Source organism: Lentzea californiensis, assembly GCF_024648825.1.
In the GTDB taxonomy this organism is placed as follows: domain Bacteria; phylum Actinomycetota; class Actinomycetes; order Mycobacteriales; family Pseudonocardiaceae; genus Lentzea; species Lentzea californiensis.
In genome coordinates this window covers 22,205-35,842 of the sequence record NZ_JANBBE010000007.1, presented here as the reverse complement: position 1 = coordinate 35,842, position 13,638 = coordinate 22,205, and the positions used below count along the sequence as shown (strand labels likewise).

Annotated in this window: 1 pseudogene; it reads left to right on the top strand. The window is 72.8% G+C overall.

Annotated features, from left to right (window positions below):
• Nucleotides 1-21 precede the first annotated feature (21 nt).
• Nucleotides 22-13,635: pseudogene (locus tag LX88_RS24575) on the top strand (non-ribosomal peptide synthase/polyketide synthase); the annotation flags it as partial.
• Between the last annotated feature and the right edge of the window lie 3 nt (nucleotides 13,636-13,638).

Sequence of the window (13,638 nt, the reverse complement as noted above, 5' to 3'; positions counted from 1 at the left end):
ACCGTGCCCGCGACCAAGCAGGCCGGCAGTCCGTTCCGCGCCGGGCAGCGCGACTCCGTGGTCGGCCTGTTCGCCGAACAGGTCCGGCTCACCCCCGGCGCTGTGGCGGTGCTCGCCGACGACGGCGAGCACACCTACGCCGAGCTGGACACACGCTCGGATCAGCTCGCAGGGCGCCTGCTCCGGCTGGGAGTCCGGCCGGAACAGCCGGTCGGCGTGCTGCTGGAGCGTTCGGCCGACCTCGTGGCGGGTCTGCTCGCCGTGCTGAAGGCCGGTGGCGCCTATGTGCCGCTGGACGCCCGTGCGCCCGACCAGCGGATGTCGGCCGTCCTGGCGGAGGCCGGGGCGTCGGTGCTGCTGACCGACGACGCGTGGAGGGGCGTCGCGGAACGCGTTCACGACGGCCACGTGCTGGTCGTGGGCGAGGACGCAGCGGGGGAGACCGTGCCCGGTGCGGTGGTGCACGGGGACAACCTGGCGTACGTCGTGTTCACCTCGGGGTCCACGGGCGTGCCGAAGGGCGTGGCGGCGCGGCACCGCGACGTGGTGGACCTCGCCCGTGACAAGCGGTTCACCGGTGGCGCGCACGACCGCGTGCTGGTGCATTCACCGGTGGCGTTCGACGCCTCGACCTACGAAATGTGGGTGCCGCTGCTCAACGGCGGCAGTGTCGTGATCGCTCCTCCCGGCGATGTGGACGGACAGGTCCTGCGGAAGGCGATCAACGAGCACGGCATCACGGGGCTCTTCGTGACCTCGGGCCTGTTCCGCGTGCTGGCGCAGGACGACCCCGCGTGCCTGGCGGGGCTGCGCGAGGTGTGGACCGGCGGTGACGTGGTGCCTGCCGCGGCGGTGCGGCGAGTGCTGAAAGCGTGTCCGGGCACCACCGTGGTGGACGTCTACGGTCCTACCGAGACCACCACGTTCGCCACCTGCCACCCCCTGCCCGATCTCGGCGTGGTGCCCGACGTCCTGCCCATCGGCACGGCACTGGACGGCATGCGGCTGCACGTGCTGGACGACGACCTGGACCTGGTTCCCGACGGGGAGACCGGTGAGCTGTTCATCGCGGGCACCGGCCTCGCCCGCGGTTACCTCCACCGCCCCGGTCTGACCGCGGACCGCTTCCTGGCCGACCCGTTCGGCGCACCGGGTGAACGCATGTACCGCACCGGCGACCTGGTCCGCTGGACGCCGGACGGCACCGTCGACTTCGTCGGCCGCGCCGACGACCAGGTCAAGATCCGCGGTTTCCGGGTCGAGACCGCCGAGATCGAGGCCGTGCTGGCCGAGCACACCGACGTCGCGCAAGCCGCTGTGCTGGCGAAGGTGGATCAAGGCGGCGTCAAGCGCCTGGTCGCCTACGTCGTCGCGGCCGGCTCCACGGCACCCTCCGACGACGAGCTGCGGGCAGTCGTCCTGCGTTCGCTGCCCGACTACATGGTGCCGTCGGCGTTCGTCGCGCTGGACCGGCTTCCGCTCAACACCAACGGAAAGGTCGACCGCAAGGCGCTGCCCGAACCGGACTGGGGCCTCGACCGGCGTGACAGGCACGTCCCGCCGCGCACCCCCGCCGAACGCGCCGTCGCGCGGGCGTGGGCAGAGGTGCTCGCGGTCGCTCCCGGCCGGGTCGGGGCGCAGGACGACTTCCTGTCACTGGGCGGCGATTCGATCCAGGCGTTGCGGGTGGTGTCGCGGCTGCGCACGGCGCTGGACGTGCCGTTGTCCACCAGGGACCTGATGGACGCGCGGACCGTGGCCGGTCTCGCCGTCCTGCTCGCCGACCGCCTGCCCATCGCGGCGGACGACCGGATCACCCCGGTGCCGCACGACAGCGTGTTGCCGCTTTCCCCCATGCAGCAACGTTTGTGGCTGCAGCACCGGCTCGACCCCACGGCCACCGACTACAACACCGGTGTCGGCCTGCGGTTGCGCGGTCCGCTCGACCTCGACGCACTGCGAACCTCGCTGGATGCGCTGGTCGAACGGCACGAGGTCATGCGGACCACGTTCGAGGAGGCCGACGGCCACGGCGTGCAGGTCGTCGCCGCACACGCGACGGTGCCGCTGCGCGTGGAGGACCTCTCCGGTGTCGCGCCCGCCGACCGGGACGACGCCCTGGAACGGTTGTGCGCGCAGGAGCTGACCACGCCGTTCGACCTGCGGGGCGGACCAGTGGTCCGTGCGGTGCTGGCCAGGCTGGCTGACGACGACCACGTCCTGCTGCTCGACCAGCACCACGTCGTCACCGACGGCTGGTCGGTCCGGCTGCAGGTCGATGACCTGCTCGAGCTGTACCGGTCCGCTGCCCGAAGAACCACAGCCGACCTGAAGCCGTTACCCGTGCGCTACGGCGACTTCGCGGCGTGGCAGCGGGACCGCATCGAGGACCCCGCCGTGGCCAGCGAGATCGACCACTGGCGACGCGTCCTCGCCGATCTCGAACCCCTCGACCTGCCCACCGACCGGCCCCGTCCCGCCCAGCGCACCACGGCGGGTGCCGTGCACCGCGAAGCCCTGCCGGAACGGCTGGTGCAGCGGCTGGCCGAGGTCGGCCGCAACGGCGGCACCACCCTGTTCACCACGCTGGCGGCGGCTGTACAGCTGTTGCTGGCCCGCTACACCGGCAGGCGCGACGTGGCCGTGGGCACCGCATCCGCGGGACGGGGCCGACCTGAGCTCGACGACCTCGTCGGGTTCTTCGTCAACACACTCGTGCTGCGGTCCACAGTGGACCCGGCCGTGTCGTTCGAGCGGTTCCTCGCCGACGTCCGGGAAACCGTGCTCGACGCTTTCGCCCACGACGAGATCCCGTTCGACCGGATCGTCGACGAACTGCGACCGGACCGCGACCCCGGCCGCACCCCGCTCGTGCAGGCGCTCGTCGTGCTCCAGCAGGAAATGGTGCGGCCGCAGACGGTCGACGCGTTGAGCGTCACCGAGCACGACCTGCCTCGCCCGCGCGCACGGTTCGAGCTGCTGATCGAGTTCTGGCCGCGGGACGGCTCGCTGGACCTGTCCCTGGAGTACAACACCGACCTGTGGGACGCCGCCACGATCGAGCGGATGGCCGGCCACCTCAAAGTTCTGCTGGAAGCCGTCGCCGCCGGCCCTGACCGGCCTCTGGGCGAGCTCCCGCTGCTCGGAACGCAGGAACGCCACCAGGTCCTGGAAGCGTTCAACGACACCGCGAGCGGCCGGTCCCCGGCCACGATCACCGCCCTGTTCACCGACCAGGTCCTGCGCACTCCCGACGCCGAGGCCGTCGTCGCCGGCGGCACGTCGCTGACCTACGCCGAGCTGGACGCCCGCGCCAACCGCCTGGCTCACCACCTGCTGCGCCACGGACTGCGCGCCGAGGACCCGGTGGCCCTGCTGCTGAGCCGTTCCGCCGACCTCGTGACAGCCGAGCTGGCGGTGGTCAAGGCGGGCGGGGCGTACGTGCCGCTCGACACCAGGGCGCCCGCCGAGCGGCTGGCCGTGCTGCTGGCCGGAAGCGGTGCCGGCGTCCTCCTCACCGACCGCACCTGGATCGCCACCGCGGAAGAGGTCCACGACGGGCGCGTCGTCGTGCTGGACGCCGAGGACCTGACCGGGGAAACGGCCATCGCACCGGACGTGGTGCCGCATCCGGATCAACTTGCCTATGTCATGCACACCTCGGGATCCACCGGCGTGCCCAAGGGCGTGGCCGTGCGGCACCGCGACGTCACCGACCTCGCGCGTGACCGGCGATTCGCCGGCGGTGCGCATAGCCGGGTCCTATTGCACTCCGCGCCCGCGTTCGACGCCACCACCTACGAGCTGTGGGTGCCGCTGCTCAACGGTGGCACCGTCGTGGTCGCCCCGGCGGGGGACCTGGACGCCGGCCGCATCCGCGATCTGGTCACCGGCCACGGCCTCACCGGGCTGTGGCTGACCGCCGGCCTGTTCCGGGTCATCGCGCAGGACGACCCGGACTGCCTGACCGGGCTGCGCGAGGTGTGGACCGGCGGCGACGTCGTGCCCGCACCCGCGGTCCGGCGCGTGCTGAGCGTCTGCCCCGGCATCGCCGTGGTCGACGGCTACGGCCCCACCGAGACCACCACCTTCGCCACCTCGCACCGCATGGCCGACGCCGGCGCCGTCGGGGACGTGGTGCCCATCGGCCGCCCGCTGGACGGCATGCGCCTGCGCGTGCTCGACGACACCCTGTCGCCCACGCCGATCGGTGTGCCGGGCGAGCTGTTCATCGCGGGTTCCGGTCTGGCGCGCGGGTACGCGGGCCGGCCGGGGCTGACCGCGGCACAGTTCGTGGCCGACCCGTTCGGTGTGCCGGGGGAGCGGATGTACCGCACCGGCGACCTGGTGCGGTGGCAGGCCGACGGCACGGTCGAGTTCGTCGGACGCACCGACGACCAGGTCAAGATCCGCGGGTTCCGCGTCGAGCCGGGCGAGGTCGACACGGCCTTGTCCGCGCACCCCGCCGTCGCCGGGTCGGTGACGGTCGTGCGCGCCGACGACACCGGGCGCAGGCGGCTGGTCACCTACCTGACCGCGGTGGACACCGCGCCCGAAGTGGCGGTGCTGCGGGAGTTCCTCGGCCGCGGGCTACCGGACTACCTCGTGCCCTCCGCGTTCGTCGTCCTGGACGCGTTGCCGCTCAACGCGAGCGGCAAGGTCGACCGGCACGCCCTGCCGGACCCGGTGTGGGCCGCCGCCACCGCCACGCACGTCGCGCCCGCCGACGGACCGGAGGCCGTGCTGGCCGGGATCTGGTCGGCACTGCTCGGCGTCGGCCGCGTGGGAGCCGGCGACAACTTCTTCGAGCTCGGCGGTGACTCCATCCTCAGCATCCAGGTGGTGTCGCGCGCCCGCCAGGCGGGACTCGCCCTCACCCCCGGCGACCTCTTCCGGCACCCCACCGTGGCGGGTCTCGCGGCCGCGGCGGCCGTCGCCGGACCCACCGAGGCCGACCAGGGACGGGTGGTCGGCGACGTGCCGCTCACCCCGGTCCAGCGGTGGCTCTTCGCCACGAACCCCGGCCACCCCGAGCACTTCAACCAAACCCTGACCGCCGAGCTGGCCCACGACGTGGACACCGACGCGCTGCGCCGGGCTTTGACGGCGTTGGTGGAGCACCACGACGCGCTGCGGATGCGGTTCGAACGCACGGATTCCGGGTGGCGGCAGCACAACGCGCCGGTCGAACGGGCCGAGTTGCTGACCACACAACGCTCTGCGGCGTTCGACCTCGCGACCGGCCCGTTGCTGCACGCCGAGTTGGAGCGCCCCGAGGGGAAGCACCTGGTGCTGCACCTGAGCGTGCACCACCTCGTCGTGGACGGCGTGTCGTGGCGGGTGCTGCTGGAGGACCTCGTCACGGCCTACGACCAGGCCGCGCGCGGCGAGCCCGTCCGGCTGGCCGCCAAGACGACGTCGTTCCGGGACTGGGCGCACCGGCTCGCGCGGCACACCGCCGACGGCGGGTTCGACGACGAGCGCGACCACTGGGCCGCGACCGCCGAGGCGGACCGGTCCCTGCCCGTCGACCACGACGGCCCCAACACCGCCGGATCCACCCGCGCCGTCTCGGTCCGGCTCGACCGCGAGACCACCAAGGCGTTGCTGCAGGACGTGCCCGGCGCGTACCGCACGCAGGTCAACGACGTGCTGCTGAGCGCGCTCGGCCGGGTGCTGGCCGGCTGGACCGGCCGCCGGCGGGTGCCGGTGGACCTGGAGGGCCACGGCCGCGAGGACGTGCTCGACGGTGTCGACCTCTCCCGCACGGTCGGGTGGTTCACCTCGATCTTCCCCGTCGCACCGGACGTGCCCGACGGCGACTGGGGCACGGTCCTCAAGTCGGTCAAGGAACAACTGCGTTCAGTGCCTCGCAAGGGAATCGGCCACGGCGCCCTGCACGAGCCCGGCACCGGTGGCCCGCAGATCAGCCTCAACTACCTCGGCCGGCTCGACTGGGCGGGCGTGGAGGGCGGCGTGCTGCACGCCGTGCGCGGCACCCTGGAGCTCGCCAGCGCACCGGAAGCGCCGCGCCCGCACCTGCTCGACGTCGTCGGCGCGGTCGAGCACGGCTGCCTCGACCTCACCTGGTACTTCAGCGACCGGGTGCACGACGAGGCGACCGTGCGGGGCCTGGCCGACGCGATGGCCACGGCGTTGAAGGAGATCGTGGCTCACTGCGGCCGGCCGGGCTCCGGCGGCCGTACGCCGTCGGACTTCCCGTTGGCGCGCCTGGACCAGGCCGCGGTGGACCGGCTGGCCGGTGACGGCCGGGACGTGGAGGACGTCTACCCGCTGACGCCGATGCAGGCGGGCATGGTCTTCCACGGGTTGATGGACGGCGCGACCACCGGCGCGTACTTCAACCAGGTCCGCTTCCGGCTCTCCGGTGTGGCCGACCCGCGCGCGTTGGGTGAGGCCTGGCAACGGGTCGTGGACCGCAATGCCGTGCTGCGCAGCGAGGTGGTGTGGGACGGGCTGGCGGAACCGCTGCAGCTGGTGCGCCCTCGCGTCACCCTTCCGATCATCCACCTCGACTGGAGCGACCTCGACGAGCAGGACCAGGACGAGCGGCTGCGCGCACTGCTGGACAGCGATCGTGCCGCCGGGCTGGACCTGGCCACCGCACCGCTGATGCGGGTGGCGCTCGCCCGGCTGTCGGACGACGAGGTGCTGGTGCTGTGGACGTTCCACCACGTCCTGCTCGACGGGTGGAGCGCGGCCCAGCTGTTCACGGAGGTCTGCGAGCACCACGCGGCCATCACCCGCGGCGCGTCCGGGCCTGCCTCGGCCCGGCCACTGTTCCGCGAGTACCTGCACTGGCTGGAACGGCAGGACAGCGCACAGGCCGAGCAGTACTGGCGGCGGGTGCTCGACGGCTTCGACGAGACCACCCCGCTGCCCTTCGACCGCCGTCCGGTCGACGCGCACCGGGCGCAGTCCGGTGGCACCGTCCGGTTCGAACTGTCCGCCCGCGGCACCGAACGGCTGCGCGAAGCGGCCCAGCGCAACGGTTTGACGGTGAACACCGTGGTGCAGGGCGCGTGGGCGGTGCTGCTGGCCCGCTACGCCGGCACGTCCGACGTCGTGTTCGGCACCACCGTGTCCGGCCGGCCCGCTGATCTGCCGGGCGTCGAGTCGACGGTGGGCATGTTCATCAACACCGTGCCCACCCGAGTCGCCGTCGACCGCGGCCGGGACCAGCTGTCCTGGCTGCGGGACCTGCAAACCGCCCAAGCCGAGGCGCGGCGGTTCGAACACGTGCCACTGGCGCGGTTGCGCGGGTGGAGCTCGTTGCCCGGCGGCGCGAACCTGTTCGACAGCATCCTGGTGTTCGAGAACTACCCGTTCGACGAGAACGCCATGGCCGCGCACGGCCTGCGGCTGCACGACGTGTACGCACACGAGCCCACCAACTACGCGCTGACCGTCGTCGTGTCACCCGGCCCGCGCCTCGTGGTCGAGCTCGACCACGACCCGGCCCTGTTCGACGAGCCCACGGTGCACCGGCTCGGCCGGCACCTGCGGATGCTGCTGGATGAGGTGCTGGCGGACCCTGCGCAGCCACTGGGCGAGCTGCGGTTGCTCGACGCCGCGGAACGCGAGCAGGTCCTCGTGGAGTGGAACCCGGCCGGCCGGGACTTCCCGGCCGGCACGCTGCCCCGGCTGTTCGCTGAGCAGGCCGCGCGCACGCCCCACGCCGTCGCGGTCACCTGCGAGGGCGAGCACCTGACCTACGCCGAGCTGGACGCCCGCGCCAACCGGTTGGCGCACATGCTGATCGAGCACGGCGCGGGGCCGGAGCGGTACGTCGCGCTGCGGTTGCCCCGCTCGACCGACCTGGTCGTGGCGGTGCTGGGCGTGCTCAAGTCCGGCGCGGCCTATCTGCCGATCGACCCGTGCTACCCCGAGGACCGGATCGCGGGCATGGTCGAGGACACCCGCCCGGTGGCCGTGCTGACGGAGCTGCCGGACCTGTCCGGCCGGCCGTCCACTGCGCCGGAAGTGGCGCTGCGGCCGGAGAACCCCGCGTACGTCATCTACACCTCCGGCTCCACCGGCAAGCCCAAGGGCGTCGTCGTGCCGCACGCCAACGTGGCACGGCTGTTCTCCGCCACCGACTCCTGGTTCGGGTTCGGCGCCGACGACGTGTGGACCCTGTTCCACAGCTACGCCTTCGACTTCTCCGTGTGGGAGCTGTGGGGTCCGCTGCTGCACGGCGGGCGGCTCGTGGTCGTTCCGCACGAGGTGTCGCGGTCGCCGGGCGAGTTCGCCGCGCTGCTGGCACGGGAACGGGTCACGGTGCTCAACCAGACGCCGTCGGCGTTCTACCAGCTGATCGCCGAACAGCCGACGGACCTGTGCCTGCGGTACGTCGTCTTCGGCGGTGAAGCGCTGGACGTGCGCAAGCTGTCCGCCTGGAACGGTCCCGGCGAGCTGATCAACATGTACGGCATCACCGAGACCACCGTGCACGTCACGTGGACGCCCGCTGACGGCACCGTCGGCGAACCGATACCGGACCTGCGCGTGTACGTACTCGACGAGGACCTGCGGCCCGTGCCGCCCGGTGTCGTCGGCGAGATGCACGTCGCCGGCGCGGGACTGGCGCGCGGCTACCTGAACCGGCCGGGCCTGACCGCGTCCCGGTTCGTCGCCGACCCGTTCGGCGCACCCGGATCGCGCATGTACCGCACCGGCGACCTGGCCCGCTGGAAGGACGGCCGGCTCGACTACCTCGGCCGGGCCGACCACCAGGTCAAGATCCGCGGCTTCCGCATCGAGCTCGGCGAGGTCGAGGCCGCGCTCGAAGCACACCCCGGCGTGACCGCGGCGGTGGCCGACGTCCGCGAGCACGCCGGGCGCAAGGTCATCGTCGGCTACGTCGTCGGTGGCCACGGCGTCGACCTGCGCGGGTTCCTGGCGCGGACCCTGCCCGACCACATGGTGCCCTCGGCGTTCGTGCACCTGGACCGGCTCCCGTTGACCGGCAACGGGAAGCTCGACCGCAAGGCGCTGCCCGCGCCGGAGTGGGAGACGTCCGGCGCCCGGCACGTCGAGCCGCGCACGGAGGCCGAGCGCGTGCTCGCGGACATCTGGGCGCAGGTGCTGGGGCTCGACCGGGTCGGCGTCGAGGACGACTTCTTCGAGCTGGGCGGTGACTCGATCATCAGCATCCAGGTCGTGTCGCGGGCCCGGCAGGCCGGGTACGGCCTGGCGCCGCGCGACCTGTTCACCCACCCCACGGTGGCCGCGCTCGCCGCGGCCGTGCCCGCTGTTGCCGCCGAGGAGGGCGTGCCGCAGGGACCGGTGGTCGGCGGGGTTCCGCTGACGCCGATCCAGCGCTGGTTCCTCGACGCGGAACCGCCGCGTCCCGAGCACTTCGACCAGTCCGTCCGGGTCGAGTTCGCCGACGCGGCCGACCCGGTGGCGTTGCGGAGGGCGTTGGCGGGTCTGGTGGAGCACCACGACGCGCTGCGGATGCGGTTCGAACGCACCGGCTCCGGCTGGCAGCAGCACACCCCGCCGGCCGAACCCGTCGACCTGCTGTCCGAAGTGGATTCAAGCTTCGACCTGAGTCGCGGGCCGCTGCTGCGGGCCACGCTGCTCACGTCTCGCACGCTTCTGCTCACCGCGCACCACCTGGTGGTGGACGGCGTGTCCTGGCGGGTGCTGCTGGAGGATTTGGAGACCGCCTACCTGCAGGCCCTGCGCGGCGAGGAGGTCGTCCTCAGGGCGAAGACCACGTCGTTCCGCGAGTGGGCGCACCGGCTGGCCGCGCACACCGCCGACGGCGGGTTCGACGACGAGGCCGGGCACTGGGCGGGCGTCACCGGTGATCCCGCCGTGCCCGTGGACCGCCACGGCACCGGCACGACCGGTTCCGTACGCGGTGTCACCGCCGAACTGGACACCGACCTGACCAGGGCGCTGCTGCAGGACGTGCCCGCCGTGTACCGCACGCAGGTCAACGACGTGCTCCTCAGCGCGCTGGGACGAGTGCTGGCCGGGTGGACGGGCCGGGACCGGGTCCTGGTGAACCTGGAGGGCCAAGGCCGTGACGGCGACTTCCTGGACGGCGTCGACCTGTCCCGCACGGTCGGCTGGTTCACCTCGGTGTTCCCGGTGGCGCTCGACGTGCCGGCGGGCGACTGGGGCGAGGTGCTGAAGGCGACCAAGGAACGGCTGCGCGCGGTGCCCCGGCGCGGCATCGGGTACGGCGCGCGGTACGGCGGAGTGCGGCCGTCGGTCGCGTTCAACTACCTCGGGCAGTTCGACGGCGCGGCGGGCGGCACGGTGTTCCGCACGACCGGCGGCCTGACCGCCGACGCCGCCCCCGACACACCCCGCCACCACCTGCTCGACGTCGTCGGAGCGGTGGAGGAGAAGCGGCTCCGGCTCACCTGGTACTTCAGCGACGAGGTGCACGACGAGTCGACCGTGCGTGCTCTGGCCGAGGCGATGACGGTGGCGCTGCGGGAGATCGTGGCGCACTGCGCCCAGCCCGGTGTGGGTGGGCGGACGCCGTCGGACTTCCCGCTGGCGGGCCTGGACCAGGCCGCGGTGGACCGGCTGGTCGGTGACGGCCGGGAGGTAGAGGACGTCTACCCGCTGACGCCGATGCAGGCGGGCATGGTGTTCCACAGCCTGTCCCACGGCCATGAAGGCCTCTACACCGAGCGGATCTCGTTCGTGCTCGACGGTGTCACCGACATCGAGGCGCTGGCTCGCGCGTGGCGGGAGGTCGTCGCACGGACTCCTGTCCTGCGCAGCCGCGTCGTGTGGGAGGGCGTCGACCGGCCGGTGCAGGTGGTGTGCCGCGACGTCGACCTGCCCATCTCCGCCACGCCGGACGACGAGGAACTGGATCTCGGTACCGCGCCGCTGATGCGACTGGCCCTGGAGCGCGAGTCGGACACGGCCGTGCGGGTCGGCTGGACGTTCCACCACGTGCTGCTCGACGGGTGGAGCACGTTCCAGGTGCTCAGCGACGTGATCGCCGGCTACGCGGCCCTCACCGCCGGATGCGAGCCCGAGCTCCCGTCCCGCCGCCCGTTCGGCGACTACCTGCACTGGCTGTCCACACAGGACTCAGATGCAGCGGAAACGCATTGGCGGCAGGCGCTTCGCGGGCTCGACGGTCCGACGCCACTGCCGCTCGACCGGCTCGCCGAACCGGGCCACGCCACCCGCACGGCCGCGTGGACCACGATGACGCTGCCCGGCGACGAACTGCGCGACTTCGCGCAGCGCAACGGGTTGACGCTCAACACCGTGGTGCAGGGCGCGTGGGCGTTGCTGCTCTCGCGCTACAGCGGGCAGAGTGACGTGTGCTTCGGTTCCACCGTGTCCGGCCGCCCGGCCGACCTGCCGGGCGCCGACGCGATCACGGGCATGTTCATCAACACCCTGCCCGTGCGGACAGCGGTCGTGGAGGACGAACCGGTCGCGGTGTGGCTGCGGCGGCTGCAGGCTGCCCAGGCCGAGGCCAGGCGGTTCGAGCACGTGTCGCTCGCGGACCTGCAGGCGTGGAGCGGCACCGAGCTGTTCACCAGCATCCTCGTCTTCGAGAACTACCCGATCGACGAGGCCGTGACCCACGGCGTCACCGTGCGCGACCTGGACGCCGTGGAGACGACCAACTACCCGTTGAGCCTGGGTGTCCGCCCCGGCGCGGAGCTGGAGTTCCGGCTCAGCTACGACCCGGCGCTGTTGGACCTCACCACGGTCGAGCGCGTCGCCGGCCACCTGGCCGCGGCGCTGCTCGGCCTGACCGCCGACCCCGGCCGGGCGGTGGGCGAGGTCGACGTCCTCGGCGACGCCGAGCGGCGGCTCGTACTGCCGGAACGAGTCGAGACCACCGTCCCGGACGCGACTGTCGCCGAGCTGTTCGCCGCTCAGGTGGACCGGACTCCCGACGTGACGGCCGTGGTCGCGGGCGACACTTCGCTCACCTACGCCGGACTGGACGGCCGCGCGAACCGGTTGGCACAGCGGCTGATCGCGCTCGGCGTGCGTCCCGAGGAACGCGTCGGGGTGCTGCTGCGCCGATCGGCCGACGTGGTGGTCGCGGTGCTCGCCGTGCTCAAGGCGGGCGGCGCGTACCTGCCGCTGGACAGCAGGGCGCCGGTGGAACGCCAACGGCTGGTGCTGGAGCAGGCCGGGAGCCGGGTGCTGATCACCGACTCGGACGTCGTCCCGTTCGACGGGCACGTCGTGGTTCCCGACGGTGAGAAGTCGGCCGATCGGCCTCAGGCGGTCGTGCACCCGGACGGCCTCGCCTACGTGGAGTTCACCTCCGGCTCGACCGGCACGCCGAAGGGCGTGGCCGTGCGGCACCGGGACGTGGTCGCACTGGCGCTGGACTCCCGGTTCGACGGGCCCGCCCACCGCACGGTGCTCCTGCACTCGCCGCTGGCGTTCGACGCGTCCACCTACGAGCTGTGGGTGCCCTTGCTGCGCGGTGGACGAGTGGTCGTCGCACCGCCGGAAGACCTCGACGCGGCGGTGCTGCGCGACCTGGTCACCGCACACGGTGTGACGGCGTTGTGGCTCACGGCGGGCTTGTTCCGGGTGCTGGCCCAGGACTCGCCCGGCTGTCTGGCCGGCGTGGCCGAGGTGTGGACCGGCGGCGACGTCGTTCCCGCGCCGGCGGTCCGCCAGGTCATGGCGGCCTGTCCGGGCCTGGTGATGGTCGACGGGTACGGGCCGACCGAGACCACGACGTTCGCGACAGCGCACCGGATGGCCGGTCAGGTGCCCGACACCGTGCCCATCGGCACCGCGCTGGACGGCATGGCCACCTACGTGCTGGACGACCGGCTGCGACCGGTGCCCGTCGGGGTGCCCGGCGAGCTGTACCTCGCGGGTGCCGGTCTGGCCCGCGGGTACCTCGACCGGCCCGGCCTGACCGCGTCCCGGTTCGTCGCCTGCCCGTTCGGCGCGCCGGGGGAGCGGATGTACCGCACCGGCGACGTCGTGCGGTGGCTGCCGGAAGGCGTGCTGGAGTTCGCCGGCCGCGCCGACGACCAGGTGAAGCTGCGCGGGTTCCGCATCGAGCTCGGTGAGGTCGAGGCGGTGCTGGGCCGCCACCCCGGCGTGGGCGGGCTGGTCGTGGTGGTCCGCGAGGACGCGCTCGGCGGCAAGCAGCTCGTGGCCTACCTGGTGCCCGCCGACTCCGGCCGTGAGCCGGACCCGGGAGACCTGGCCGCCTTCGCCGGGCGGACCCTGCCCGACTACATGGTGCCCTCGGTGTTCGTCGTGCTCGACGCGCTGCCGTTGAGCGCCAACGGGAAGGTCGACCGGGCCGCGCTGCCCGCGCCGTCCGCCCCCGTGCCCGCCGCGCGGTACGTGGCCCCCAGGACCGACACCGAACAGGTGATGGCCGGGATCTGGGCGGAAGCGCTGCGCGTGGACCGGGTCGGCGTCGAGGACGACTTCACCGCACTCGGCGGGGACTCGATGCGCAGCCTGCTCGTCACGTCCCGCTGCCGTGCCGCGTTCGACGTACCGCTGACACCGCACGACGTCCTCACCGCCCGCACGGTCGCCGAGCTGTCGCGGCTGGTCGAGGAGAAGATCCTGCTCGAGCTCGAACGACTCGCGCTCGATGACGGCGCCACCCCGAACCTGTGAGGA